Origin of the sequence: Frankia sp. CpI1-P (assembly GCF_001421075.1) — a bacterium.
In the GTDB taxonomy this organism is placed as follows: Bacteria; Actinomycetota; Actinomycetes; order Frankiales; family Frankiaceae; genus Frankia; species Frankia torreyi.
In genome coordinates this window covers 1-25,550 of the sequence record NZ_LJJX01000078.1, presented here as the reverse complement: position 1 = coordinate 25,550, position 25,550 = coordinate 1, and the positions used below count along the sequence as shown (strand labels likewise).

Below are 25,550 nucleotides of genomic sequence, written 5' to 3'. Positions count from 1 at the left end.
CCCCGAGGGCGTACTTCCAGTCGATCGCGCGGACCGCCATCGCCGCGGCCTGCCGATCAGTCAGGTTCTCGGCGAACTGCAACACCGTGACCAGCGACAACACCGCCGGCGGCAGACCCGGCGCCCCACGGCGCCCGAACGCCCCGGTGAACGGCTCATCAACGAACACCTCGGCGAGACGATCCCGCAGCCGCATCGCCAACGTCCCCCGCGGGAACGCCGCCCGCGCGACCGCCACGGTCCGCGCCGGGATCTCCGGCAGCCCCTTCGGCTGCAACGACATGTCCCCCACCTCCCCCGGCCCGGGAGGCGACCCGGACCGCAGAGGAGATCATGCCGCACCCACGACACCCAGCCGAATTAAGCAGCAGAGTCTCCGCCGGCGCATTCCGAGGCGCGCGACGGCGGGGTGAGGCGATCGTCGAAGCCCACGCGGGCCGGGGTACGCCGCCGGTGCCGGGCGGTCCCACCTACGGAGGCCCGCATCCGGGCACCCGGCCGGCGGCCCACGAGCGGCTGTGCGGCCACGCCGGGCGCCGACCGGGCCGTTCGCCGCCCGGCGCTCACCACCCTCGCGCCGCGCCCCGGCGATCGCGCGCGCGGCGCCGACCGCCCGACCGCGAGGCTCCGCGGTCGCGGCCCGGGTCGCCGCGGCGCCGGGCGGCCGAACCCGCCGCCCGGCCGGGCGCGCCGGCCGCGGAGACCAGAAAGACCAGCGTGGCGGCGATCGCGACCTGCAGGAGCAGGGTCACCGGGGCACCGGCGTCGATCGCCGCGGCCACCACCAGCCCGAGGGCCGCGCCGAGCAGACCCAGCAGGATGGTCATCACACAGCCGATGGGGGCACGCCGGGACCGGGGAACGACGGCCCGCCCCAGCAACCCTATGATCACGCCAGTAATCAGAGCGCTGATGATGCCGGTCAGAGCGTCCACGGGCCGATTCTGCCGGCTGGGGACGATCGACGACCACGAGCGACCCGNCTCGGGTGACGAGGTGCGGGAAATGGCGACCACCAATCGGCAAACTATCCCCATGGGACAGTTTCCGGCCGGTCTACCCGAGAGCCTCGCCGCGGAAGTTGACTCGCTGGGCGAGGAGATCATGGCGGCGATCGCCCGCGAGGTGCCCGCCTACGCCCGCCCGTTGGAGGGCCGGTTCGGTCGCGGCGTGCGCCGCGGGGTCGCCGAGGCCCTGCACCGCTTCCTCACCGTGGTCGAGGCCGGCCCGCACTGCGCCCCGGACCTCGCCGCCAGCCGCGAGGTGTACGTCCGGCTCGGCCGGGGCGAGGTCCACTCCGGGCGGTCGCTGGACAACCTCCTCAGCGCCTACCGAGTCGGCGCCCGGGTGTCCTGGCGGCGCTTCGGGGAGGCCGCGGTGCGCCACGGCGGCGTCGACGCGGCGGGCCTGGTGTCCCTGGCCGAGATGATGTTCGCCTACATCGACGGGATCTCCGCGGCCTCCGCCGAGGGCTACGCCGCCGAGCAGTTCGCGGCGGGCGGCGAGCGGGAGCGGCTACTCGACCGCATCGGCGAGATGCTGCTCACCGGCGCTCCCGCGGACGCCGTCGCCCAGGTCGCCGACGCGGCCAGCGTGCGGCTGCCCCGCCGGCTGGCCGCGGTCCTGATCCCGGCCCGGCCCGATCCGCAGCCGGCGGCCGGGCGCGAGCCGACCGCGTCCGTCCCGGCGGGGCTCCTGGTGACTGGGCCCGTCCCGGCCGAATTCGTCCCAGCCGGATCCGTTGCGGGTGGGTTCGGTTCGGGCGGGTTCGTCACAGCCGGACTTGTCCCTGGCGGATCCGTCCCAGCCGGATCCGTCCCGGGTGGTTTCGTCCCGGGCGGGTTCATCCCGGCGGTGCCCGCCCGGGCCGAGTCCGCGCCGGCGGCGCCCGCGCTCGGCCGCGCCGAGCCGTTCATGCTGCCCGCGGACTGCCCACGGGCCGTGCAGGGCCAGGACACCTGGCTGTTCGTGGGCTCGGCGGAACGCGGTCCGGCGCGGGCGGCCCTGGCGAAGCGGCTGGCGGGCCTGGCCGCGGTGGTGGGACCGGCGGTGCCCTGGGGCCAGGCCAAGGCGAGCGCCGCCCGGGCCCGCTTCGCCCGCGACGCCCGCAGCGCCGGCCGGCTCGCCGCCGCGGGCGCCGCCGACCCGCTGTTCACCGACGAGCACCTCAGCGCGCTGGTGCTCGCCCGCGACCCGGGTCTCGTGACGGATCTGGCGACCCGGCTGCTCGCTCCCCTCGACGGCCTGCCGAGCCGGACCCGGGAACGGCTGGCCGAGACCCTGCTGCACTGGCTGTCGCTGCGGNGGCAGCGCGGGCTGATCGCCGAACGGCTGCACATCCACCCGCAGACCGTCCGGTACCGGGTCAACCAGCTCCGCGAACTGTTCGGGCCGTGCCTGGAGGATCCCGACGTCCGCTTTGACCTGGAGCTGGTGCTGCGCGCCGGCGCCACCGCCACCCGCGTCGAATCGACGCCCGGTCCGAGCGGTGGAGCCGGTTCGAACGGTGGGGCCGGGGCGGGCGGCGCAGGCCGGACGGGTGGTCCGGACGATGGGGACGGGCTGGCCGAGCCGAGCCGGTCGGACCCCTCGGCGGGCGCCACGGCCAGGCGCTGACACCGGGCGCGCACTGCCGGCGGCGAGGCCCGGCGCCACCGCGCTCCCGCGCCCGGCGCCACCGCGCCGCCAGGGGAGTCCGGGACCGTCCGATCCGGTACGGTCCAGGCGTGCGGCTGGGCTCCTTCAACGTGATGCACGGCCTGTCCCTCCCCGACGGGCGGGTCGAACCGCACCGTTTCGCCGCCGCCGTCGCCGGGCTGGGCGCGGACGTGCTCGGTCTGCAGGAGGTCGATCTCGACCAGCCTCGATCCGGCGGGATCGACCTGGCCGCCGAGGCGGCGGCGGCGGTCGGTGCCGCCGATGGGAACTGGCGGTTCGCCCCGACCGTATTCGGTACGCCGGGGGCCGGCTGGCGGCCCGCGCAGGGAGCCCGCGGCTCCGGCGAGCCGGCGTACGGCATCGCACTGATCAGCCTGCTGCCGGTCCACGAGTGGCGGGTGATCGGCCTCGGCCGGGCCCCTGTCCGCTCCCCCATCGCGATTCCGGGTGGCCCGAAAGGACCGGGACGCCTCATCCTGCTGGACGACGAGCCGCGGGTCGCCCTCGCCGCCCGGATCGACGCGCCCGGCGGACCGCTCACCGTCGTCACCACGCATCTGTCGTTCGTGCCGGGGTGGAACGCGCTGCAGTTGCTGCGGCTGTCCCGGCGCCTCGCCGACCTCGACGGTCCCCTGATCGTGCTCGGGGATCTCAATCTGCCGGGACGCCTGCCGGCGGCGCTGACCCGCTGGCGACGGCTGGCGGTCACCCCGACCTATCCCGCGCACGCCCCCCGCGTCCAGCTCGATCACGTGCTGGCCCGCGGGCCGGTGGGCGACGTCACCGCCGTCCTGTGCCGGCGCGCGGAGATCTCCGATCACCGGGCCCTGCTCGTCGATCTGAGCGACCAGCCGGTCTGACTCGGCCCGCTGCGATCGCGCCGACGGTTGACCTTGCCCCATGGGCAGGCCGAAGCATGGCCGCAGCCGGGCGCCGTGCCCGGTACGAGGAAGGCCCTGGGCCGAGGAAGGCCCTGGGCCGAGGAAGGCCCTGGGCCGAGGAAGGCCCTGGGCCGAGGAGGCGGTAGCGATGGCTCTGCTGACGATCGGGGAGTTCGCCCGGCTGAGCCGATTGTCCCCGAAGGCGCTTCGGCTCTACGACGAGCTCGGGTTGCTCCGTCCGCGGCAGGTCGACGCAGTGACGGGCTACCGCCGCTACGCGCCGGAGCAGCTCGAACAGGCCCGGCTGGTGGCCTGGTTGCGCCGGCTCGGGATGCCGCTCGCGCGCATCCGGCGGGTCCACGAACTCGACGGGCCCGCCGCGGCCCGCGAGGTGGGCGTGTTCTGGGCCGAGACCGAGGCCGACACCGCCGCCCGCCGCGACCTGGCCGCCGTCCTCGTCGAACACCTGTCTCGAAGGGCTGTCGACATGTCCGACCCGCACCCGTTCACCCCGACCGCAGCCACAACCGCGACCCCCGCACCCGCCACACCCGCATCCGCCGCTCTTCCCGGCGCCCTGCTGACACTGCGACACGCCGCGTTGACGGACCGGGGCCTCGTCCGGCCGAGCAACCAGGATGCGGTGCACGCCGGCTCCACCGTGCTCGCCGTCGCGGACGGCTTCGGTGCCGGCGGCGCCGCGGCCGGTGCGGCAGCCGTCGACGCCGTGGCCCGACTGGAGGCCACCCCCGTGCCGCCCGGGGAGCTGCTCGGCTTCCTCGCCGACGCGGTCGCGCGGGCGAACCGGGCCGTCCGGGAGCTTGTCGGCCCCGGCCCCGGCCCCGACGCCGTCCCCGGCCCCAGCCCCAGCCCCGATGCCGACGCCGACGCGGCAGCGCACGCGGTCGGGACGACGCTGACCGCCCTGCTGTGGACCGGCTCGGCCCTGGCGCTCGTCCACATCGGCGACTCGCGGGCCTACCTGCTGCGCGGCGGTGAGCTGCGGCAGATCACCCACGACCACACGTTCGTCCGGTCGATGGTCGAGGACGGGCGCCTTCGCCCGGAGGAGGCGGCGACCCACCCGCAGCGGCTGCTCCTGCTGCGCGCGCTGGACGGCAGCGCGGCGACCTTCCCCGACATCGGGCTGCGCGAGGTGCGCCGTGGCGACCGTTACCTGCTGTGCTCCGACGGACTGTCCGGTGCGGTGCCGGCGGCGGAGGTGCGCCGGGTGCTGGTGACGGCGACCGAGCCGGAGCAGGCGGTCCGCGAGCTCGTCGCCCTGGCGAACGGCTCCGGCGGCGCGGACAACGTCAGTTGCGTGGTGGCCGACGTCATCCCGACCGGCGAGGGCGCCGAGGCCGCGTCCGCGGGCAGGGCGCGCGCCTATCCGTGATCGGGGGCGACGAGCAGCGCAGCGAGTTCGTCCTCGGTGACCAGGGGCGGACGGACGACGGCCCCGGTGCGGACATAGAGGAAGGCGGCGTCGACGGCGCTCGGGTCGACGCCGCGCAACCGGGCCCAGGCCAGCCGGTAGACGGCGAGCTGGAGGTCGTCGGCGGGCGACTGGCCGGTCTTCCAGTCGACAACCTCCCATCGGCCGCCGCCGAGGTCGTAGACGGCGTCGATGCGGCCGCGCACGATCCGCCCGGCGAGAGGGAGCTCGAAGGCCTCCTCGATCGCGGCGGGCCGGCGCGAGCCGTACGGGGTCCGCAGGAACGCCTCCTGCAGCGAGCGCAGGTCGTCGTCGGTGAGCTCGGCGTCCTGAGCACCGGGCAGGTCCTCGGCGTCGATCAGCGCCCGGTGGTCGAACAGTTCCTCCACCCAGGCGTGGAAGCGACTGCCGCGGCGGGCCGCCGCGACCGGCTGACGCGGCAGCGGGCGGACGAGCTCCCGGGCGAACGCCGCCGGATCGGCCTGAAGCCGGACGATCTCGGACGCGGTGAGGTTCGCCGGCATCGGTACGTCGAGCTGCGGGACGCGGGCGGCCCGCTCCTCGGCGAGCAGCAGCTCCGACTCGCGGTCGAGCTCGGCCAGCAGCGCCCGCTCGGCCGCGGTGAGCCCGGGCGGCTCGGCGCCGGCCGAGTCCGCCGGGTCCGCCGGGTCCGCCGGGACGCCCGCCCCGAGCGGGGGCGGGGTGAGCGCCGCGGCGAGCCGGGCGAGGACGTCGCGGGCCGCCTCGACGCGGCGGGCGAACGGCTCGGGTTCGTAGGGGATCGGCCAGGCGAACTGGCGTGGGATGGCCAGCGCCGGGTTCGACTTCTCCTCGGGCCGCGGGGCCCAGGCGTCGACCCGCCCGCCGCCGCCGCGGGCGTGCTCGGCGAGCTCCGTCAGGAAGACCGACGCTCCGCGCGGGCGCTTCTGCGCCGGCCCCCACCAGTGCCCGCTGGCGAACAGCAGCGACTTCGCCCGGGTCACCGCGACGTAGGCGAGCCGGCGCTCTTCCCGCTCGGCGTAGGCGCGGACCTCGGCCGTGAAGGCGTCGAGGTCCGCCTTCTGGTCGGAGACCTCGAAGGCGGGCAGGTCCGCGGCGTCGCCGCGCAGCGGCACGGGCAGCACGCCGGGCGAGGTCGTCCACTGATCCCGGACGGTGACGTCGGGGAAGACCCGCTCGCTGAGGTTCGGCACGGCGACGACCTCCCATTCCAGGCCCTTGGAGCGGTGNATCGTCATCAGGGCGATCGCGTCCGCCCNGGACGGGCCGGTGACGTCGAGGCCCCGCTCGTGCTCCCGGGCAGCCCGCAGGAAGCCGAGGAAGGCGTGCAGGGAGGTCGTCCCATCCGGGTCGGTGAAGTCGGCGGNGACGTCGAGGAAGGCCGCGACGTTCTCCTGGCGGCGGGCGCGCACGGCCGCCTCGGTGGCGGTGAGCTCCACGTCCAGCCCGATCGTGGCGACGACGCGGTGCAGCAGGTCGAGCAGGCCCTCGCCGACGTGGGCGCGCAGCTCGGCGATCTCGGCGGCCAGCCGGCGCACCCGCAGACGGCCCTCGGCGGACATCTCCGGGCCGGGATCGTCGAGGACGTCGGAGAGGGCGACCACGTCCGCCGGGTCGACGTCGGCCACCGCGGCGGCCAGCGGATCGGCCCGCCCCGGCGGGTCGGGCTCGACGTCGGCGGGCGGCGAGCCGGCGGCTGCGGCGTCGCCGGGGCGGGCAGCGGGCACTCCTTGGGCGCGGCTCAGGTCGGCGGCGGGCTGGGCATGGGCGCCCGGCGCGGGGGGGCGGACGACCTCGCGGGCGTGGCGGCCGAGCGCGGCGAGGTCGCGGGCGCCGAGGCGCACCCGCGGGCCGGTGAGCAGGCGGACGAGCGCGGCGTTCGCCGTGGGCGCGTCGAGGACCTCCAGCACCGCCACGATCTCGGCGACCTCCGGCACGGTGAGCAGGCCGGTCAGCCCGACGACCTCGACCGGCAGCCCGACGGCCTGCAACGCGGTCAGCAGCGGCGGGATGTCCCCGCGGGCTCGGACGAGGACGGCGATGTCGCCGGGACCGGTGCCCGCGTCGACCACCGCGCGCAGCCGGCCGGCGATCCAGGCCACCTCGTCGGCCCAGCTCGCGTGCAGGGCCACGACCGTCTCGCCACGGTCGGCGACGTCTGCCCGCGGGCNCAGCTCGACGACCCGGTGGCGCGCGCGCAACTGGGCCGCCACCGTGTTGGCGAGGTCGAGCAGCCGGCCACCGCTGCGCTGGTTCACCGACAGCTCGTAGACGCCGGCCGGCCGGCCGTCGGCACGCGGGAAGTGGGTCGGGAAGTGGTCGAGGTTCGCCACCGACGCCCCACGCCAGCCGTAGATCGCCTGGCACGGGTCGCCGACGGCGGTGACCGGGTGGCCGCCGCCGAACAGGCCGGTGAGCATGCGGCGCTGGGCCACCGAGGTGTCCTGGTACTCGTCGAGCAGGACGACGGCGGCCCGGGCCCGCTCGGCGCGGCCGACCTCCGGCATCGTCTCGGCGAGGCGGGCCGCGTAGGTGACCTGGTCGCCGAAGTCCAGCACGTCCCGCTCGCGGCGGGCGGCCCGGTAGTCGGCCACGAGCGCGGCGAGCTCCGAGCGCCCCCGGGCGGCGGCCGCGAACCGGCGCAGCCGCTCCTGTACGCCCTTGGTGCCCCGCCGACCGCCGGCGGCGTCCAAGGCGGCCAGCACCTCCTCGAGGAAGGCGGTGTCGAACGCGACGAGCTTCGCCGGGTCGATGAGGTGCTCGCTCATCTCCGCGTCGAGCGCGACCAGCTCGCCGACGACGGCGCCCAGCGACCGGGTCAGCGCCTGCACCGGGCCGCCGTAGGCGCGGGCCACCCGCGCGGCGAGCTGGTAGCGCGCCGCCCCGGACAGCAGCTGGATGTCCGGTTCGAGGCCGAGGCGCAGCGCGTTGTCGACGACGAGTCGCCCGGCGAAGGCGTGGTAGGTGGCGACGGTGGGCTCGCCGTCCACCTCGGCGTCGCCAGCCGATCCGGGCGCGCCCGACCAGCCGCCGGGGTCGGCGGCGCCCGCCTTGCGCAGCGCCAGGCGCACCCGGCCGGCCAGTTCCCCGGCCGCCTTGGTGGTGAAGGTCAACCCGAGCACCTGCTCCGCGCGCACCTGGCGGGTCGCGACGAGCCAGACCACCCGGGCCGCCATCACCGAGGTCTTCCCGGAGCCGGCGCCGGCGACGATCACTCCCGGCTCCAGGGGGGCGGTCGCGGCGGCGATCTGCTCGTCGGTGTACGGGACCTCGAGCAGATCGCGCAGGTCCGCCGGGTCGAGCCGGGGACCGGCGGGAGTGCCGTCGGCGTCGCCGCCGGGATCGCCGCCGAACCCGGGCAGGAACGGCTGCCGGGACGCCGTCCCGCCGGCTCCCAGGTGGCCCCGGCCACCCGGTGGACGAGGATGACCGGATCCGGCCGCGTTCACTCGATCACCTGCCGTCCCTCGGGTCGAGCGGGGCAGCTCGTCTGGAACGTGCACATCGTGCAGTGCTCGCCCGGGGTCGGCCGGAACGCCTCCGCGTCGATGGTGCGCACCGCCTCACCGAGGACATCGTCCATCCAGGTGGGTCCCTCGGCGGGCAGCGCCTCCTGCGCCTGGACCTCGGGCGGGCCGGGCGCCTCGCCGGGCAGGCGGGGCCCGACGCCGGCGCCCCCGGCGTCGCGGCGAAGCTGGACGAGCTCGGCGCCGCCGGGCACCGCGGGATCCGCCACGGCCGGATCGACAGCGGCCGGATCGACAGCGCCGGGGCGACCGGCAGCGGGACTGGCCGCGGCGATCGCCGCATCGAGGGCGCCAGTCCGCACGGCGAGCTGGTAGCTGCCGAGCTGGGGGTGGGTGGCGAGCTCGGCGCGGCCGGGCGCGCTGCGGCCGGTCTTGAAGTCGATGACGTGCACCCGGCCGGCGTCGTCGAGCTCCAGCCGGTCGATGAATCCGCGCAGCATCACCTCGCGCCCCGCGACCTGGAGCCGGCAGGTGAACCGGACCTCCGCGTCGATGACCCGGCGCCCGCGCTCGCCGGCGTGCCAGGCCAGGAAACGGGCCAGCGCCTCCCGGGCGGCGGCCCGCTCCTGGTCGCTGCGCCAGCGGGCCTCGTAGTCGAGATGCCGCCAGACGGTGTCGAGCCGGGCGTCGAGGGCGGCGAGGTCCGCCGGGGTGCGCCCGGTGGTGACCTCGTCGGCGANGGCGTGCACCACCTTGCCGAAGCCCTGCGCGGTGGAGGCGACGGTGACCGCGTGCGCCTCGTGCTCCAGGAACCACCGCAACGAGCAGGTGCCGATGCTCGACAGTGACGAACCGGACAGCCGCAGGGGCGCGCCCGGCGCGACGACCGGCACGTCGGAGTCGGTCACGTCGAGCAGACCCCACCAGGTGGTCGGGTGCGCGGCGGGGACGAGCGGGCGGTGGGCATCGTCGCGGGCGGCGGCGAGGGCGGCGAGGCGGCGGCGGGCGGCGGCGCGCAGGGCCGGGCTGGACGTCGGCTCGGTCGCCAGCCGGCGCAGCGTCGCGACGAGGCCGACGAGGGTCAACGGCCGGGTCGGGCGGCCGGGGACGTTCTCGACGGCGACCCCGAGCTCGTCGAGCAGCCGGCTGGGCAGGCTGCCGTCGTCGTCCGGGCTGTTGACGGCGGTGACCAGCAGGCGCCGCCGGGCCCGGGTGAGCGCGACGTAGAACAGTCGGCGCTCGTCGGCGAGCAGATCCTGGCGAGTCAGCGGCGGGCGCAGGCCACCGCGGGCGGGCGCGTCGAGCTGTTCCGCACCGAGCAGCGAATGCCGCTCCCGCAGGTCCGGCCAGATCCCGTCCTGGACCCCGCAGACGGCGACGACGTCCCACTCCAGGCCCTTGGCGCGGTGCGCGGTCAGCAGCCGCACGCCGCGGCGGCGGGCGTCCTCCCCCACCGGCGCGATGGCGTCGGCGGCGATCTGCTGGCGGCCCAGCTCGTCGACCAGCGAGGCGGCGCCGGTGCCGCGCCGCTGGGCGAGGCGGGCGACGGCGTCGAACAGGGCCACCACCGCGTCGAGGTCGCGGTCGGCCGCGCGCCCCGCCGCCCCGCCGGCCGCCGACGCCGCCACCAGCTCCTGCTGCCAGCCGCTGGCGGACCACAGCGCCCACAGCGCCTGCTCGGGCGAGCCGGCCGGCTCCCGCAGCGCCCGGCGGGCCACCACGAGCAGGTCGCCGACCCGGCGGGCGGGCCGGGCGACCGGGTCGGCGACGCGCACCAGCCAGCGGTCCGGCTCGGCGACGGCCTCGCGGACCAGCTCGGCCGACGCGGCGGGCTGCCCGGCGCCGGCATCGCGATCGAAGGCACGCAGCGCGCGGCCCAGCTCGCGCAGGCCCGCCGGGTCCGCCCCGCCGAGCGGGGAGGTGAGCAGGGTACGGGCGGCATCGACGGTGAGCGCCCCGGTGGGATCGTCCGCACAGCGCAACGCCAGCAGCAGCAGCGCCGCGGCCGGTTCCTGCGCGACGGGCAGGTCGTCGCCGTCGACGCTGACCGGCACGCCCGCGGCGGTCAGCACCCGGCGCAGCCGGGCGATCCGGTCCGCGGTGCGGACGAGGACCGCCATCGCGGGCCAGGGGGTGGCGTTCTCCAGGTGCTCGCGGCGCAGCAGGTCGGCGACGGCCTCCGCCTCCGCGCCGGCACTCTGGTAGGTCCGGGCCTGGACCCGGCCCGCGCCGAGATCGGTGCGCCCGATCAGGTCGCGGTGCGCCCGGATCTCGGCCACCGGGAGCCCGGCGGCCGGGATCCGCCGGGCCACGTGCCGGCTCGCCTGCAGCGGGGCGGGCGCCATCCGCCGACCGGTGCGCAGCGCGACGATCGGCGCGCCGGCGCCGCGTCCCGGCGCGCCGAATCGCTGGGGGAAGTCGAGCAGGCCGGCGACCTCCGCCCCCCGGAAGGCATAGATGGACTGGTCGGGATCGCCGAACACGACCAGGTCACGCCCGCCACCGGCGACCGCGCGCAGCAGCCGCTCCTGCGCCGGGTCGGTGTCCTGGTACTCGTCGACGAAGACGTGCTGGTAGCGGGCGCGCAGCGCCTCACCCGCCTCGGCGCCCTCGGCGACGACGACGGCCCGGTGCACCAGGTCGGCGTAGTCGAGCGCGCCTTCGAAGCCGAACACGTCGAGGTACATCTGGTAGAACTCGGCGAGGGCGGCCCAGTCCGGCCGGTCGGTGCGCCGGGCGAGCTGGGCCAGGCCCACGGGCTCCAGACCGACCTCGCGGGCCCGCGCCAGCAGTGCCCGCACCTCCTCGGTGAAGCCGCGGGTGCCCAGGGCGCGGGCGAGCTGCGGCGGCCAGACGGGATGGCCGTCCTCACGCGAGCCCTCGATGAGCTCCCGAAGCCGGCTGTCCCGCTCCGGGCCCGACAGCAGCCGGAACCCCCCCTGCGGCGCCGGCCGATCGTGCGCTCGCAGCANCGCCAGGCACCAGGCGTGGAAGGTCCACACCCCCGGGCCGCCCCCGCCACCGGCCTCGGCGCCACCGGAGCCACCGGGGCCCAACCGGGCGGTGATCCGCTCGCGCAGCTCGCCCGCGGCCCGGCGGCTGAAGGTGAGGACCAGGATCGACCGCGGGTCCACCCCGGCCTCGATCCGGGCGGCGACCGCCTCTACCAGCGTGGCCGTCTTGCCCGTTCCGGGGCCGGCGAGCACCAGCAGCGGGCCGCCCGGGTGCTCGATGACCCGGCGCTGCGCCGCGTCGGCGACGAACGGGCGCGGCGGCGCGACCGGCGTCGGGACGAGCCGGTGGCCGGCGGGCGCGGCGGGGGCAGGTGCGGCAACCACCCCGACAGCACACCATGCGGGTCCGACAGCCTCGCAGCGGCTCCCGACCATGCCACGCCGCGCGGGGGTGGGCCGGGGTGAGGTCGCGTGCACGGGCGGGCCGGCGCGTGGCACTGTCATCGGTCATGACCGAATTAAGCGGGAAGGTCGCNCTTGTGACCGGGGCGGGATCCGGCATCGGCGCCGCCTGCGCCCGCCGGCTGGCGAGCGCGGGCGCCCAGGTTGTCGTCACGGATCGCCACCCGGACGGCGTCAAGGAGGTGGCGGCGCAGATCGAACGGGACGGCGGGGCGGCGATCGCGCTGGAAGCCGACGTCACCGATCCGGACGCGCTCGAACGGGCGGTGCAGGCCGCCGTCGGCACCTTCGGGCGACTCGATCTGGCGGTGAACAACGCCGGCGTCACCGCCGGGCGCGAGCCGGTCGGGACCACTCCCGCCGAGGACTGGCAGCGGGTGCTCGACGTCAACCTGTCCGGGGTCTTCTACAGCATGCGCGCCGAGATCACGGCGATGCTGCACGGCGGCGACGGCGGCTCGATCGTCAACATGGCCTCGGTGTTCGGCACGGTCGGCTTCGCCGGGTCCGCGCCGTACGTCGCCGCGAAGCACGGCGTGATCGGGCTGACCAAGACCGCGGCCCTGGAGTACGCGACGCGGCGGATCCGGGTCAACGCGGTCGCGCCCGGCTTCATCGACACGCCGCTGCTGCACGTCGACGGGCGCCGCCAGCGCGGCGCGGCGCTGCTGGCGCCGATCAACCGGCTCGGCACCGCCGAGGAGGTCGCCGAGGTGGCTGTGTTCCTACTGTCCGACCGGGCGTCGCTGGTGACCGGCAGCGTCTATCTCGCCGACGGCGGCCTGTCCGCCCGCTGATCAGCGGCCGGGCGGCCGTCCCAGCGGGCGGCGGCGAGGTCGACCCGCTCGCCGTCGGCCGACAGCGGGGTGCGGTCGGCGGCGAGCCGGCGCAGCGCCTCGGCCGGCGCGGCCGGATTCGGTTCGCCGCTCGCCCGGATGACCCGGTGCCACGGCAGGTCGTCGTCCGCGTAGCGGGAGAGCGCCGCGCCGACGGTCCGGCCGGTGCCCGCACCGACGTACTCGGCGACGTCGCCGTACGTCATCACCTTGCCCGGGGGGATCCGGGCGACCGCGTCGAGCACCTCGACCGCGTGCGGGCTCGGCTCGGCCCCGCCGAGGCGGAGCCGAGTGCCGAGCCCGGCGGACAGGCTTGCCGGCGGCGCGTCGCGCCGGGCGCGGGGCCGGCTCATCACGACCGGCGATGCTCGGGCCACGACAACCTGGCCGGCCCTGCGAATCCGGCCATCCCCGCGGGCCGGCCCACGCCGGTGACGGACCAGCCCACGACTCAGTAGACCGGCAGGGACTTGTCGACCTGGGTGGCCCAGGCCGTCACGCCGCCCTGGACGTGCACGGCCGAGGAGAACCCGGCGCCCTTGAGCGTCGCGAGCGCCTCGGCGGAGCGCACCCCNGACTTGCAGTAGACGACCACGCGCCGGTCCTGGGGCAGCTCGGCCAGGTGGGCCGGCAGGTCGCCCTTCGGGATCAGCCGGGCGCCGGGGATCCGGACGATCTCCCACTCGGCCGGCTCGCGGACGTCGACCAGCTCGATCGGCTCGCCGCCGTCCAGCCAGCCCTTGAGCTCGCTCGCGGTGATCGTGGAGCCGGCGGCCGCGAGCTGGGCCTCCTCGGAGACGACGCCACAGAACGCCTCGTAGTCGATCAGCTCGGTGATCGTCGGGTTCTTCCCGCAGAGCGGGCATTCCGGATCCTTGCGGACCTTGATCGACCGGTAGGTCATCTCGAGGGCGTCGTAGACCATCAGCCGGCCGACCAGCGGGTCGCCGATCCCGGTCAGCAGCTTGATCGCCTCGGTGGTCTGGATGGACGCGATCGACGCGCACAGCACGCCGAGCACGCCGCCCTCGGCGCAGGACGGGACCATCCCGGGGGGCGGGGGCTCCGGGTAGAGGCAGCGGTAACACGGACCGTGATCCGCCCAGAAGACGCTGGCCTGGCCGTCGAACCGGTAGATGGAGCCCCAGACGTACGGCTTGCCGAGCAGGACGGCCGCGTCGTTGACCAGGTACCGGGTGGCGAAGTTGTCGGTCCCGTCGACGATGAGGTCGTACTGGCTGAAGATCTCCATCACGTTGGAGGTGTCCAGCCGGGTCTCGTGCAGGACCACATTGACGTACGGGTTGATGTTCAGGACCGAGTCCCGCGCCGACTCGGCCTTCGACCGGCCGATGTCGGACTGGCCATGGATGATCTGGCGCTGCAGATTCGACTCGTCGACGGTGTCGAACTCCACGATGCCGAGCGTTCCGACGCCCGCGGCCGCCAGGTACATCAGGGTCGGCGAGCCGAGTCCGCCGGCGCCGACCGCCAGCACCCTGGCGTTCTTCAGCCGCTTCTGGCCGTCCATGGCGACATCCGGGATGATCAGATGCCTGGAGTACCGGCGAACCTCGTCGACGGTCAGGCCCTCGGCGGGGTCGACCAGGGGCGGAAGGGACACGCTTGCTCCTCGCGTTCGGTGTCGTTCTTCGACGATGCCACAACGGCGCGCGGCCTCGTCGGGAATGAGTCATCCCGCGCCGGATCCGCGTGCGCCCACCGCCGCTTCGGCCCGCGGACCTCGCCCGGAACGACTCCCTTCGGTGCAGCGTCCGGCACCCCCGGCGTGTTCCCCGGACCCCCCGGGGTACACCGACGATGACCTGATGACCACACCCCGTGGGGAGTTGAGTGCGGTGTCCTTCGTTGACAAGGTCAGGAACAAGGTGGACGAGCTGCGAGGACGGGGCAAGGAGACGGCCGGGAAGGCCACCGACAACCGTGACCTGCGGGCCGAGGGCAGGGGCGAGCGCGGAGTCGCCGACCTGCGCGACACCGGCGAGAAGGCCAAGGACACCTTCCGGCGCTAGCGCAGGGCCGCAGAAGTCCCCTTCGTCCCATCAGAAGCGCCCCTGCTGGCCCCGCAGAGGCCCACCCGGCAGAGGCCCACTCGGCCCGATCAGGCCGAGCGCCGGGTGGGCGCGGCGCCGCGTGGGGGCGTCGCCTTCGACTTCGCGGCCCCCTTGGCAGCCGCACCATCACCATGGGCGGACGCGCCCTTGACCGACGTGCTCCTGACCGACGTGCCCTTAACGGACGCGCCCCTGACGGCTGTGCCCTTGGACGGCGCCGCCTTGGCAGGCTGTGCCTTGGCAGGCGTGGCCTCAGCGGGGGAAGCCTTGGCTGGCGTGGCCTTGGCTGGCGCCGCCTTGGCTGCGGTGGCCTTGGCAGGCGTGGCCTCGACGGCCGTGGTCCTCGCCGACGCAGCCTTCGGCNCCGCGCTCCTCGCCCTCGGCGGGACCTTCTCCTCGGCAGGCTCGGCGGCGGAGGGCTCCTCGGCGCCGGCACCGTCCGGGTGGTCCCGGCGGGCCGCGGCGATACTCGCACGCAGCGTGGCCATCAGGTCCCCGACCGGCTCCTGCTGCGGGCTGGCGGGCGGGCTGACCACCGCACGGCCGGCGATCTTGGCGTCGATCACCGACTGCAGCGCCTCCCGGTACTGGTCGGTGAACCGGGTGGGGTCGAAGTCGGCGGCGAGGGTGGCGATCAGCGAGGCGGCCATCGCCAGCTCCTGCGGGCGCACCTCGACGTCCTCGTCCAGGAACGGGAAGTCCGGCTCGCGCACCTCGTCCGGCCAGATCATCGTCTCCAGGACGAAGACGCCGTCGCGCACCCGGAGCGTCGCGAGCTGCTCGCGCTGACGCAGAGCTATCTTCACCAGCGCGACGCGGCCCGATTCGGCGAGCGCGTCGCGCAACAGGACGTAGGGCTTCGCGCCGGTGCGGTCCGGTTCGATGTAGTAGCTCTTGGCGAAGTAGATCGGGTCGACCTGCTCCAGCGGGACGAACTCCAGCACGTCGATCGCCCGGGAGGTGGACAACGGCAGGTTCNCGAAGTCCTCGTCGGTGAGCACGACGGTCTGGCCGTCCGGCAGCTCGTAGCCCTTGGCGATGTCGGCGTAGTTGACCTCGTCCCCGTCGGCCTCCGCCACCCGGCGATACCGCACGCGGGAGCCATCCGAGCGCCTGACCTGGTGAAATGCGACATCCCGCTCCTGCGTCGCGGAGTAGAGCCGGACCGGGATCGACACCAGGCCGAAGGAGATCACACCCTTCCAGATCGAACGCATGTTCGCCCCTCACGTCGACTACCCACCATGGTGACCCACTGGACGCCCACGAGTAAGCCAGATGAGGGAAACGCCCGAAGTTATCAGCAGACGCGACCGTGGGCACGACGGATCGCCAGCGGGACACCGCGCGGCCGACGCCGGGTCGCCGCCGTCGGCACCGGCCGGAAGGGGTGAGGGGGGCGTGCCCGGGACAGTGGGTTCGGGCGGACATGCGCGACTGCTGGCGCCCCGAGGATCTGGCCTTCACCGCGGACGAGGTGCCGCGACGGGTCGCCGAGCACGGGGACCCGTTCGCCCCCTGCGCACGGACCCGTCCGGCGACGGACGATCGGCCCGACCGGGCGGGTCGGATGGTTCCGCGTGAGACCGCCCGATCCCGGGCACATCGCGGTCCGGACCCGGCCCGGGTTGCGGACCGAATCCGGCACCCGCCGCGGCGGGCCGCCACCCCGACGAGCGCAGGAGGACGTACCCATGGGAGTTCCCACCGATCTGCCGGCCTCCGGCCTTCCCCTGGAGGCGCCGGACGCCGACGCGGCCGAGCAGGCCCGGGAGGTCCGCCCGCCGACGGGCGCACCGCCGGTGCCCCCCGCGCCGCCGAGTGAGGCCGACGAGTTCGACGTCGTCGAGCAGAGCATCGTCGTCGAGACCGACGAGGACGACTACTACCGCTGACCCCGTACCGCTGACCCCGTACCGCTGACCCGCGGTCCAGCCTTCGCCACACCGGACGTCCGGCCGGCCCGCTGTGCGACAGTGGGCCGGCCTCGGGGCCCGGTGATCGCGTTCCGGTGCCGCCCGCCGCGTCGGTGTCCGCGGGTAGGGTTTGACCACATCGACCAGGAGGTGCGCCGGTGACCGCCGAGCCAGCCTCGCCCGGCACGCGCCCGGGACGCACTCCCCGGCTACCCCGCACCGCCCGCCGCTTCCAGCTCCTCGGAGCCGCCCGCGAGGTCTTCGTCGCCCAGGGCTACCACGCCGCCGCGATGGACGAGATCGCCGAGCGCGCGGGCGTCAGCAAGCCGGTGCTCTANCAGCACTTCCCGGGCAAGCTGGAGCTGTACCTCGCGCTGCTCGACGAGCACACCACCCAGCTCGTCACGAGCGTGCAGGAGGCGCTCGCGTCGACCACCGACAACCACGCGCGCATTGCGCGCTCGGTGCGCGCGTACTTCGACTTCGTCAACGACCCGTCGGGCGCCCACCAGCTCGTGCTGGAGTCCGACCTGCGCAGCGTGCCCGCGGTGCGCCAGCGCATCGAGACCGCGTTCGCCCAGTGCGTGCGTTCCATCGCGGCGACCATCGTCGCCGACACCGGGCTGACCCAGGACGAGGCCGACCTGCTCGCCGTCGGGCTGGTGGGGCTCGCCGAGACGGCCTCCCGGTNGTGGCTGGTCCGCGGCGGCACCGTGGCGAAGGAGCGGGCCATCGAGTCGATGGTGGAGCTGGCCTGGCGCGGCATCGGCGGGTACCCCCGCACTGACCCGCCCGACTCCAGGCCCGCGCACGAGGAGCCTCGGTCGGACCGGTGAGCGCCGGGTGTGCCGGGAGCGAACACGCCGTTCCCGTCCCGGTGGAGAAGTCCCGGAAGCCATAGTGTGGGCGGTGATCCAACCTCGGCGGCGGGTGTCCGCCGGCGGTAGGTCCGACGAAGGCGGAGGTCATCGGTGGAGGTCAAGATCGGCGTGCGGCAGGTCAGCCGGGAGCTGGTGCTGGAGAGCGACCAGTCGGCGGAGGCCCTCNCCGCGTTGGTGGGAGAGGCGGTCAAGGCCGACAACGGCGTGCTGACCCTCACCGACGACAAGGGTCGGCAGGTGGTGGTTCCGGTCGCGTCCCTGGCCTACGTGGAGATCGCCGCCGGCGGGCCGCGGCGCGTGGGTTTCGGCGGTTGATCGAAGCCTGATCGCGAGCTCGGCGTGCCGTGCGGCCTGTCCGCCCGGCACGCCCGGCGGGCGATCAGGCAGACAAGCTGTCAGGCAGACAGGCGTACTGTCAGGCGGACAGGCCCAGCGCCGCCATCCGGCGGCCGTGCGCGGCCATGAGGCGGTTGAAGATCGCCGCCAGCGCGTCCAGGTCGCCGACCCCGACCAGCAGGCCGGTCAGCGCGTCCCGGTCGACCCCCACCCGCTGCGCCTGGGTGAGCGCCTCGCCGACCAACCGGCGGGCCCACAGCGCAAGGCGGCCGGCGACCGTCGGGTTGGCCTCGATGGCCGCCCGCACCCGGTCGATCGCGAACGCGGCGTGGCCGGTGTCGTCGAGCACATTCAGCACAAGTTCCCGCGACGGCGAGGGCAGTCGCGTGGCGATCTCGCGGTAGAAGTCGGCCGCGATGTTGTCGCCCACGTATGCCTTGACCAGGCTCTCCAACCAGTCGGCCGGGGCGGTCGAGTTGTGGAACGCGGTCAGCGGGCCGATGAACGGCGCCATCGCGTGCTCGCGGTCGACGCCGAGCCGATCCAGTTCCCCGCAGATGGCCTGAAAGTGGGAGAACTCGGCGGCAGCCATGGCCGCGAGGGCGATCTTGTCACCGAGAGTCGGGGACATCCGCGCGTCGGTGGCCAGCCGCTCGAAGGCGGTCAGCTCGCCGTAGGCGAGCAGGCCCAGCAGGTCGACGGTCGCCTGGTCCGGCTGGCCCGCCAGGTCCGGCCCGGACGCGTCGGTCGGCGGGAAGGATGTCTGTGTCACAGGCGCGATTCTGGCACCTGCCGCCGTCGCTGTCGGCAAACCTCGGCCAAGGAGCCCCCACTCGGCGTACACACCAGCTATGCTAGGCCGTAGCCAGAGGTCGTTATGTCACCTCGGCTGTCGCGTAGCAGGCGTCGCCTCGTCACCTGTGCACCCAGAGTAGCCACCTATGGCGCCGGGGCACACGGACTTCGGGTCGCGGGCGCCGCGCGGCTCACCGCGAGCGGGTTCAGCGTAGACACCGCTCAGAGAAGACCAGGAGCGTCCCGCTGTCCGTCACAGCCGCAGCACCCTCGGATGATCTACCCACTTCCCAACCCCTGACCGACACGCCCGCAACGCCGGCCNCGCCCACCTTCGCCGACCTCGGGGTTCGNCCCGAGACGGTCGAGGCGCTGACCGAAGCAGGCATTGTGCACGCTTTCCCCATCCAGGAGCTGACGCTTCCGCTCGCCCTGGCCCGCAACGACATCATCGGTCAGGCCCGCACCGGCACCGGCAAGACCCTCGCCTTCGGCATCCCCGTCGTCCAGACGGTGCTGGCGGCGAAGGAGGGCGCCGACGGGCGGCCGCAGGCCCTCATCGTCGTGCCGACCCGGGAACTGTGCGTCCAGGTGACGTCCGACGTCACCCGCGCCGGCGCGGGCCGCGGCCTTCGGGTGTTGTCCGTGTACGGCGGGCGCGCCTACGAGCCGCAGCTCACCGCGCTGCGCGCCGGTGTCGACATCGTCGTCGGGACGCCGGGCCGGCTGCTCGACCTCGCCCGCCAGCGGGTGCTCGACCTCGCCGCCGTGCGCACGCTGGTGCTCGACGAGGCCGACGAGATGCTCGACCTTGGCTTCCTGCCCGACGTCGAGCGCATCATGGCGCAGCTCCCGACCAGCCGGCAGACCATGCTGTTCTCCGCGACCATGCCCGGCCCGGTCATCTCGCTGGCCCGCCGCTTCATGCAGCGGCCGGTGCATGTCCGCGCCGAGCAGCCGGACGAGACGCGCACGGTGCCGACCACGCACCAGCACGTCTTCCGCGCCCACGCGCTGGACAAGATGGAGGTGCTCGCCCGCGTCCTGCAGGCGGGTGGCCGCGGGCTCGCGATGGTGTTCGTGCGCACCCGCCGCACCGCGGACAAGGTCGCCGAAGACCTGGACAAGCGCGGGTTCGCCGCCGCCGCCGTGCACGGCGACCTCGGGCAGGGCCAGCGCGAGCAGGCGCTGCGCGCGTTCCGGGCCGGCAAGGTCGACGTCCTCGTCGCCACCGACGTTGCCGCCCGTGGCATCGACATCAGCGGCGTCACCCACGTGGTGAACTACCAGTGCCCCGAGGACGAGAACGTCTACCTGCACCGGATCGGCCGCACCGGCCGCGCCGGCGAGAGCGGCGTCGCCGTCACGTTCGTCGACTGGGACGACCTGCCCCGGTGGACGCTGGTGAACAAGGCGCTCGCGCTGCCGTTCGAGGGCCCGCTCGAGACCTACTCCACCTCGCCGCACCTGTACGAGGCGCTCGGCATCCCGACGGAGGCCAAGGGCACCCTCCCGCACGCCGCGCGCACCCGCGCCGGGCTCGACGCGGAGGACCTCGAGGACCTCGGCGAGTCCCGTCGTGGTGGGCGCCGCGGGGCGCGTTCCGGGCGTGAGACGCCCCAGGCGGACAACCCGCCGGTGCCGGCCCGCACCCGCACCCGTCGCCGCACCCGCGGTGGTGGCGCCGCAGCCGCCGCGACCGGCCTGACCATCGCCGCCGACGGTAGCGAGCAGGACGACCCGGCCGGCACGGCACCGGACCTGGACCTGGACGTCGTCATCTCCGACGACACCGACGACACCGACGACACCGCGCACGTCGTCTCGGCGCTGTCCTCGGAGGCGGGTGGCGAGCCGGTCCGCCGTCGCCGTCGCCGTCGCGGCAACCGTGGGCGCGGCTCCGGCACGGCCACCGAGCTCACGGAGGCCGACGGCGACGCGATCAGCTCGATCGGCGCGCTCGATGACGAGTCTCCGCGGGCCGAATCCGCCTGATCGGACGGACCGCCACCGCTCGTCCCCGTCCAAACGCCGGCCCGCGTGGCCCCCTGGCCCGGCGTTGGGACTCCCCCGCGGGAGCCGCTCAGCCCGCCGGCCGCAGATGCAGCCCGAGCCGCACCCAGCTCACCCGCCGGCAGGTCGGGCAGCGCAGCAACGAGGGATGCCGCGGGTGTACCAGCGGCAGGTGGACGCTGGGGGTGAGAGCCCGCAGCGCCTGCCACGCGCCGAGCAGGCTCGTCTGCCCGCAGCGGGAACACTCGACGCGCAGGCTCGTGTTCGGCGGGGTCGTCGGCCGCAGCCCGCTGTACAGCGCGCGCTTGCCGTGCGCGTCCCGTCCCACCGCCGGGCCCGACGGGGTTGGCGTCACCACCGGTGGTCGGGAACCGCGCGGGCGCAGCCGGTCGAACCCGGCGGAGGCGCGCTGCTGGGCGCGCGGCGACCGTGCCGGGCCGCTCGGCCCCGCACTCACCCCCGGGCTCCGTTGACCCCGACCGGTACCTGTCCGCCCCGAACCGCTTCGAGCGCCCCCGCTTCGAGCGGCGCCGCTTCGAGCGGCGCCGCTTCGAGCGCCCCCGCTTCGAGGCGCACCGGCTCGAGCGGCACCGCTTCGAGCGGCACCGGCTCAGGAGGCCCAGCCTCGATCGGCCCGGCCTTGATCGGCCCGGCCTTGAGCGGCCCGGTTCCGACCGCCTCGGCGATGGCCCGGGCATGCGCCCGATAGGCCTCGGCGCCCTTGGAACGCCGCGCCGTCGACAGGATCGACCGGCCTGTGCCCGGCGCCTCGGCGAACCGCACGGAGCGGGCGATCGGCGGCGTGAGCACGGCGATGTCGTACCGCGCGGAGACGTCGGCGAGCACGGCTCGGCAGTGCGCCGTCCGCCCGTCGAACAGGGTCGGCAGGACGCCGCGGACTCCGAGGCCCGGATTCGTCAGCCGCTGCACGTCGTGCACCGTGTCGAGGAGCTGGCCGACACCGCGGTGCGACAGCGTCTCGCACTGCAGCGGCACGATCACCTCGTCGGCGGCGGTGAGCCCGTTGATGGTGAGCACGCCCAGCGACGGTGGGCAGTCGACAAGCACGAAGTCGTAGGCGTCGATCACCTCGGCGAGGGCGAGCCGCAACGCGTGNTCGCGGCCGGTGCGCGACAGCAGCACCGCCTCGCAGCCGGCCAGCTCGATCGTCGCGGGCAGCAGGTCCATGCCGTCGGAGGTCCTGGTGATCACGATGCCCGCGGAGAGCCGACCGAGGAGCACGTCGTGCACGGACANCTCGAGGGCGTCGGGATCCAGGCCGAGGGAGAAGGTCAGGCACGCCTGTGGGTCGAGATCCACCAGCAGGACCCGGTAACCCAGCTCGCTCAGCGCGGCGCCGAGGCTGGACACGGAGGTCGTCTTGGCGACGCCACCCTTCTGATTCGCTACCGCAAGTACGTGTGCCACACCGATCAGTGTGGATGCGTAATCGTGTGGTCACAACACTTGGCGTCCCGAAACCTCGACGCGCCTCGCCGCCCGCGCGCCAACCGCCACAGACCGGACGCCCGCCCGCCGAGCGCCGCCCAGGTGGGACGCGGACGTACCGTGGCCCTGCCACGGTGTGCGGACAGGCGCCGCCGGGTAGCGCAGCATCAGCGGTCCCTTCCCGCGATTTCCCTCCTCGATGACGGACGTGATGCGACGGTGACCATGCCCGCCGGGATCGGCGGCGCCGGGTGATCCAGGCGATCGTCTATCTCGCGATCGTCGTGGTGCTGATCGCCGCCAACGCGCTGTTCGTGGCGGCGGAGTTCGCCCTCGTCGCGGTCGAGCCGCATCAGGCGGAGCAGGCCGCCCGTGTCGGCGATCGGCGGTCCCAGGCCCTGTCGGCGGCCGTGCGCTCGCTGTCGTTCCAGCTCTCCGGCGCGCAGCTCGGCATCACGGTGACCTCGCTGGCCGTCGGCTACCTCGCCGAGCCGGCGCTGGCCGCCCTCATCCATCCGGCGCTGCACGCCGTCGGCCTGCCGGACACGCCAAGCTCGGTGCTCGCACTCGTCCTCGCCCTGTTCGTCGCGACCGTGAGCCAGATGGTCTTCGGCGAGCTGGTGCCGAAGAACTGGGCGATCAGCGAGNCGCTGCGGGTGGGCCGGGCCGTTTCCTGGCCGCAGGTCGGGTTCTCCCGGGTATGTGGTCCGCTCATCAGGCTGCTCAACGGGGTCGCCAATGCGATCCTGCGCGCCCTGGGGGTGGAGCCCCAGGACGAGATGCACGCCGGGCGGTCCCCCGCCGAGCTCGGCTCGATCGTGCGGGCCTCCGCCCGCCAGGGCACCCTGCCGACCACGACGGCCGCGCTGCTGCGGCGGTCGCTGCGCTTCGGTGACCGCCACGCCGCCGACGTGATGACCCCGCGGGTCCGGACCGTCTGGGCCGACGCCGACATGCACGTCGCCGATCTGCTTCAGGTGGCGCAGCAGTCCGGTCATTCCCGGTTCCCGGTGCGGGGACGGGCCGAGGGAGAGCGCGCCGACGGGGACCGGGCCGGGGATGTCGACGGCGTGGTCGGGGTCGTGCACGTCAAGGACGTCTTCAGGATCCCGGCCGCGCGCCGCGCCGCGGTGAGCGTGCGCGAGATCATGGTTCCGCCGCTGCTCGTGCCCGCCTCGCTGGGCTGCGACGCGCTGCTCTCCCGGCTGCGCCGGCACGGGCTGCAGCTCGCCGCCGTCATCGACGAGTACGGCGGGAACGCCGGGATCGTCACCCTGGAGGACCTCGTCGAGGAGCTGGTCGGCGAGGTGTCGGACGAGCACGACCTGCCGAGCACCCCCGGCGTGGTGCCCGACGGGCCGCGCTCCTGGCTGCTGTCCGGGCTACTGCGACCCGACGAGGCGGTCGACGCGACCGGCGTTCGGCTGCCCGACGGGCCGTACGAGACGATCGCCGGGCTGGTGCTCGCCCGCCTGGGCCATCTCGGCGCGGTCGGGGAGCAGGTGGAGGTCGACGGCGTCATCCTGACGGTCGTGGCGGTCGATCGGCACCGCATCGACCGGGTGCGGCTGTCCGCCCCGCCCCTGCGCGCGCCCGAGGCACGGCAGACGCCCGAGGCACGGCAGACCCGACAGACCCGGCGGTCCCAGGCGGAGCGCGGATCATGACCCTGCTCGCGATGCTCGCCGGGCTCGCGCTGATCGCCGGCAATGCGTTCTTCGTCGGCGCCGAGTTCGCCTTCGTCTCCGCGCGCCGCGACCGGTTGGAACCCATGGTCGAGGCCGGCGACAAGCGGGCCCGCTCGGTCATCGGCGCCCTGGAGCACCTCTCCCCACTGCTCGCCGCGACCCAGCTCGGCATCACGCTGTGCTCGCTGNCCCTCGGCGCCGTCGCCGAGCCAGCCGTCGCGCGGCTGCTGACGGATCTGCTCCACGCGCTCGCCGTCCCCGCGGCAGCGCAGCACGCGATCGCCTTCGCCGTCGCGCTGACCATCGTGTCCGCGCTGCACATGGTGCTCGGCGAGATCGTGCCGAAGAACCTGTCGATCNCCGGACCCGAACGGGCCCTGGTCTGGCTCNGGCCGCCCCTGATCGCCTTCGCCCGAGCCACCTCGCCGTTCGTGCTCCTGCTGAACACCTTCGCCAACCGGGTGCTGCGGCTGCTGCGGGTCGAACCCCGCGACGAGCTCGCCTCCGCCTACACCCCGCAGGAGCTGGCGGCCATCATCGCCGAGTCGAAGCAGGAGGGTCTGCTCGAACAGGCCGAGCACGAGCGGCTTACCAGCGCCCTGGAGCTGTCCGACCGGGACGCGGGCGCGGTGATGATCCCGCTTTCGCAGGCCGTGACGATCGCCTGGACGACCACCGCCCGCGAGCTGGAGGACGTTGTCGCCCGCACCGGCTACTCCCGGTTCCCGGTGCGGGTGCCCGACGCCGCGACCACCTCCGCCCCGGGCCGCGACGCCGGGTCCGGCTCCGGCCGGGGTGCCATCGGCGACGACATCGAGATCGCGGGGTTCCTGCACGCCAAGGACGTCCTCGGGATCCCGCCCGGGGACCTCGACACCCCACTGGCGCCGACGCGGCTGCACGAGATGGTGGAGCTGGCCACGGACACGCCCCTGGACCAGGTGCTGCGCCGCATGCAGCGTGCCGGCAGCCACCTGGGCCGGGTCGTCGACGCCGCGGGGACGACCGTCGGCGTCATCGCGATGGAGGACGTGGTCGAGCAGTTCGTCGGCGAGGTCACCGACGCCAGCCACCACGACTGAGCACGGGCCGGCCCCGGCGCGGCAGCCACCCCCGGCGCGGCAGTCAGAGCCGGGTTCAGTCGGAGCCGGGCGCCGCCGACTGCACCACCTCGAACGACCACAGCGTGGCCCCGGTCGCCGCGGGAGCTCCGGCCCCGCCGTGACCGCCGGCACCACCGGGACCGCCAGCACCACCGTGACCAGCGCCGCCGCCGTGCCCGGCCGGCGCGCCCTGCCCGGCCGGCGCGCCCGCGGCAGCCGCGGCCTCGGCGGCCGCCCGACGGTGGCCCTCCTCGAACGCCTGCGAGGACTGCCACTTCTGGAAGTCCTCCTCGCTACGCCAGCGGGTGTAGACGAGGTAGGTGTCCGTTCCCTCGATCGGGCGCAGCAGCTCGAACCACTCGAACCCGTCGGCCTGCTCGACCATCCCGGCCCGGCCGGCAAACCGCGATTCCAGGGCGGCCCGCATCTCGGCGGGCACGGTCAGCGCATTGATCTTGACGACGCTCATATCCTCACCGTAGTGCGAAGGCGCCCGCGCGGCGCCACTAGTAGGACATCGTTAGGTGACTCCGGATAGGTGTTGTGTGACGTTGGGTGTGTGGGTGAAGGGTCGTTGGCAGGTGGGGCAGGCGCCGGTCCA

General features: G+C 74.9%; 20 protein-coding genes and 17 pseudogenes. 18 read left to right on the top strand and 19 right to left on the bottom strand.

Features of this window, described 5'->3' with window-relative positions; translation table 11 throughout:
* Window positions 1-283, bottom strand: a 283-nt coding sequence (locus FF86_RS28860) for a transposase (protein ID WP_131729405.1), incomplete at its 3' end; no start/stop codon positions are given.
* Window positions 284-1,035: 752 nt separating this feature from the next.
* Here FF86_RS28860 and FF86_RS28850 point away from each other — a divergent pair.
* The 4 genes and pseudogenes from FF86_RS28850 to FF86_RS28840 form a co-directional block, all read left to right on the top strand.
* A pseudogene (locus FF86_RS28850) lies at window positions 1,036-2,304 on the top strand (PucR family transcriptional regulator); the annotation flags it as partial.
* Between the two features lies 1 nt (window position 2,305).
* On the top strand, window positions 2,306-2,616 hold a 311-nt coding region (locus tag FF86_RS60115; RefSeq protein ID WP_242419816.1), incomplete at its 5' end, for a helix-turn-helix domain-containing protein.
* A 110-nt stretch (window positions 2,617-2,726) separates the two neighbouring features.
* The gene (locus FF86_RS28845; RefSeq protein WP_044888308.1) at window positions 2,727-3,518 is read left to right on the top strand and encodes an endonuclease/exonuclease/phosphatase family protein; all 792 of its coding nucleotides are present in this window, start codon (window positions 2,727-2,729) and stop codon (window positions 3,516-3,518) included.
* Between the two features lie 169 nt (window positions 3,519-3,687).
* Window positions 3,688-4,935, top strand: coding sequence for a MerR family transcriptional regulator (locus FF86_RS28840; RefSeq protein WP_044888307.1), 1,248 nt, complete (start codon window positions 3,688-3,690; stop codon window positions 4,933-4,935).
* Here FF86_RS28840 and FF86_RS60110 read toward each other — a convergent pair.
* The 7 genes and pseudogenes from FF86_RS60110 to FF86_RS60085 all read right to left on the bottom strand — a co-directional run.
* Window positions 4,926-6,203 (bottom strand): annotated as a pseudogene (locus FF86_RS60110) (PD-(D/E)XK nuclease family protein); the annotation flags it as partial. The gene FF86_RS28840 and the pseudogene FF86_RS60110 overlap by 10 nt on opposite strands.
* Before the next feature lie 30 nt (window positions 6,204-6,233).
* A pseudogene (locus FF86_RS60105) lies at window positions 6,234-6,340 on the bottom strand (hypothetical protein); the annotation flags it as partial.
* A 1-nt stretch (window position 6,341) separates the two neighbouring features.
* Window positions 6,342-7,144 (bottom strand): annotated as a pseudogene (locus FF86_RS60100) (3'-5' exonuclease); the annotation flags it as partial.
* 1 nt (window position 7,145) lies between these two features.
* Window positions 7,146-8,423: ATP-dependent helicase (locus tag FF86_RS60095; RefSeq protein WP_242419815.1), on the bottom strand; the 1,278-nt coding region annotated here is incomplete at its 3' end.
* Window positions 8,420-9,180, bottom strand: a pseudogene (locus FF86_RS60090) (RecB family exonuclease); the annotation flags it as partial. The pseudogene FF86_RS60090 and the gene FF86_RS60095, both read right to left, overlap by 4 nt.
* 1 nt (window position 9,181) lies before the next feature.
* A pseudogene (locus tag FF86_RS28830) lies at window positions 9,182-11,412 on the bottom strand (ATP-dependent helicase); the annotation flags it as partial.
* 1 nt (window position 11,413) lies between these two features.
* On the bottom strand, window positions 11,414-11,830 hold a 417-nt coding region (locus tag FF86_RS60085; RefSeq protein WP_242419819.1), incomplete at its 3' end, for a UvrD-helicase domain-containing protein.
* 101 nt (window positions 11,831-11,931) lie between these two features.
* Here FF86_RS60085 and FF86_RS28825 point away from each other — a divergent pair.
* Window positions 11,932-12,654, top strand: a 723-nt coding sequence (locus tag FF86_RS28825; protein ID WP_242419814.1) for an SDR family NAD(P)-dependent oxidoreductase, incomplete at its 5' end; no start/stop codon positions are given.
* On the opposite strand, the gene FF86_RS28820 is transcribed toward FF86_RS28825, so the two are convergent.
* The 3 genes and pseudogenes from FF86_RS28820 to moeZ all read right to left on the bottom strand — a co-directional run.
* Window positions 12,621-13,046, bottom strand: a complete 426-nt coding sequence (locus FF86_RS28820; protein WP_044888304.1) for an MGMT family protein — start codon at window positions 13,044-13,046, stop codon at window positions 12,621-12,623. The two genes, FF86_RS28825 and FF86_RS28820, sit on opposite strands and share 34 nt — an antisense overlap.
* Before the next feature lie 98 nt (window positions 13,047-13,144).
* A pseudogene (locus FF86_RS60080) lies at window positions 13,145-13,267 on the bottom strand (adenylyltransferase/sulfurtransferase MoeZ); the annotation flags it as partial.
* A 1-nt stretch (window position 13,268) separates the two neighbouring features.
* Window positions 13,269-14,317, bottom strand: a 1,049-nt coding sequence (gene moeZ, locus FF86_RS28815; RefSeq protein ID WP_242419813.1) for an adenylyltransferase/sulfurtransferase MoeZ, incomplete at its 3' end; no start/stop codon positions are given.
* Between the two features lie 205 nt (window positions 14,318-14,522).
* Between moeZ and FF86_RS28810 the strand changes: the two genes are divergently transcribed.
* Complete coding sequence (locus tag FF86_RS28810) at window positions 14,523-14,726, top strand: CsbD family protein (protein ID WP_044888312.1); 204 nt, start codon at window positions 14,523-14,525, stop codon at window positions 14,724-14,726.
* Window positions 14,727-15,132: 406 nt separating this feature from the next.
* Here FF86_RS28810 and FF86_RS60075 read toward each other — a convergent pair.
* Window positions 15,133-15,746, bottom strand: a pseudogene (locus FF86_RS60075) (Ku protein); the annotation flags it as partial.
* Between the two features lies 1 nt (window position 15,747).
* Window positions 15,748-15,985, bottom strand: a 238-nt coding sequence (locus tag FF86_RS60070; RefSeq protein ID WP_304438191.1) for a Ku protein, incomplete at its 3' end; no start/stop codon positions are given.
* Between the two features lie 477 nt (window positions 15,986-16,462).
* On the opposite strand from FF86_RS60070, the gene FF86_RS28800 reads away from it, so the two are divergent.
* The 6 genes and pseudogenes from FF86_RS28800 to FF86_RS28790 form a co-directional block, all read left to right on the top strand.
* On the top strand, window positions 16,463-16,663 hold the full coding sequence (locus FF86_RS28800) for a hypothetical protein (RefSeq protein WP_044888301.1): 201 nt from the start codon (window positions 16,463-16,465) through the stop codon (window positions 16,661-16,663).
* Window positions 16,664-16,842: 179 nt separating this feature from the next.
* Window positions 16,843-17,021 (top strand): annotated as a pseudogene (locus FF86_RS60065) (helix-turn-helix domain-containing protein); the annotation flags it as partial.
* Between the two features lies 1 nt (window position 17,022).
* Window positions 17,023-17,374: pseudogene (locus FF86_RS60060) on the top strand (TetR/AcrR family transcriptional regulator); the annotation flags it as partial.
* A 1-nt stretch (window position 17,375) separates the two neighbouring features.
* A pseudogene (locus tag FF86_RS60055) lies at window positions 17,376-17,520 on the top strand (TetR/AcrR family transcriptional regulator); the annotation flags it as partial.
* 135 nt (window positions 17,521-17,655) lie between these two features.
* A pseudogene (locus tag FF86_RS60050) lies at window positions 17,656-17,730 on the top strand (DUF3107 family protein); the annotation flags it as partial.
* Between the two features lies 1 nt (window position 17,731).
* A partial coding sequence (locus FF86_RS28790) for a DUF3107 domain-containing protein (RefSeq protein ID WP_242419818.1) occupies window positions 17,732-17,880 on the top strand: 149 nt, incomplete at its 5' end.
* Window positions 17,881-17,980: 100 nt separating this feature from the next.
* Here FF86_RS28790 and FF86_RS28785 read toward each other — a convergent pair.
* Window positions 17,981-18,712 (bottom strand): ferritin-like fold-containing protein, encoded by a 732-nt coding sequence (locus tag FF86_RS28785; protein WP_370657215.1) that lies wholly within the window; start codon window positions 18,710-18,712, stop codon window positions 17,981-17,983.
* A gap of 338 nt (window positions 18,713-19,050) precedes the next feature.
* Here FF86_RS28785 and FF86_RS28780 point away from each other — a divergent pair.
* Window positions 19,051-20,691 (top strand): DEAD/DEAH box helicase (locus tag FF86_RS28780; protein WP_242419812.1); only part of this gene is annotated, 1,641 nt, incomplete at its 5' end.
* An 88-nt stretch (window positions 20,692-20,779) separates the two neighbouring features.
* On the opposite strand, the gene FF86_RS28775 is transcribed toward FF86_RS28780, so the two are convergent.
* The 4 genes and pseudogenes from FF86_RS28775 to FF86_RS60040 all read right to left on the bottom strand — a co-directional run.
* Window positions 20,780-21,166: a hypothetical protein gene (locus FF86_RS28775; protein ID WP_236706088.1), complete on the bottom strand. Its 387-nt coding sequence runs from the start codon at window positions 21,164-21,166 to the stop codon at window positions 20,780-20,782.
* Window positions 21,163-21,825, bottom strand: a pseudogene (locus tag FF86_RS28770) (ParA family protein); the annotation flags it as partial. The pseudogene FF86_RS28770 and the gene FF86_RS28775, both read right to left, overlap by 4 nt.
* 1 nt (window position 21,826) lies before the next feature.
* Window positions 21,827-21,965, bottom strand: a pseudogene (locus FF86_RS60045) (ParA family protein); the annotation flags it as partial.
* A 1-nt stretch (window position 21,966) separates the two neighbouring features.
* Window positions 21,967-22,137 (bottom strand): ParA family protein (locus FF86_RS60040; RefSeq protein WP_242419817.1); only part of this gene is annotated, 171 nt, incomplete at its 3' end.
* 272 nt (window positions 22,138-22,409) lie between these two features.
* Between FF86_RS60040 and FF86_RS60035 the strand changes: the two are divergent.
* From FF86_RS60035 to FF86_RS60015, 5 genes and pseudogenes are all read left to right on the top strand, one after another.
* Window positions 22,410-22,805, top strand: a pseudogene (locus FF86_RS60035) (CNNM domain-containing protein); the annotation flags it as partial.
* Window position 22,806: 1 nt separating this feature from the next.
* Window positions 22,807-23,825 (top strand): hemolysin family protein (locus tag FF86_RS28765; protein WP_242419811.1); only part of this gene is annotated, 1,019 nt, incomplete at its 5' end.
* A pseudogene (locus FF86_RS60030) lies at window positions 23,822-24,034 on the top strand (CNNM domain-containing protein); the annotation flags it as partial. The gene FF86_RS28765 and the pseudogene FF86_RS60030, both read left to right, overlap by 4 nt.
* Window position 24,035: 1 nt before the next feature.
* Window positions 24,036-24,205 (top strand): annotated as a pseudogene (locus FF86_RS60025) (CNNM domain-containing protein); the annotation flags it as partial.
* Between the two features lie 31 nt (window positions 24,206-24,236).
* Window positions 24,237-24,928 (top strand): CNNM domain-containing protein (locus FF86_RS60015; RefSeq protein ID WP_242419810.1); only part of this gene is annotated, 692 nt, incomplete at its 5' end.
* Window positions 24,929-24,983: 55 nt separating this feature from the next.
* Here FF86_RS60015 and FF86_RS28755 read toward each other — a convergent pair.
* On the bottom strand, window positions 24,984-25,418 hold the full coding sequence (locus FF86_RS28755) for an antibiotic biosynthesis monooxygenase (protein ID WP_044888293.1): 435 nt from the start codon (window positions 25,416-25,418) through the stop codon (window positions 24,984-24,986).
* Window positions 25,419-25,550 lie beyond the last annotated feature (132 nt).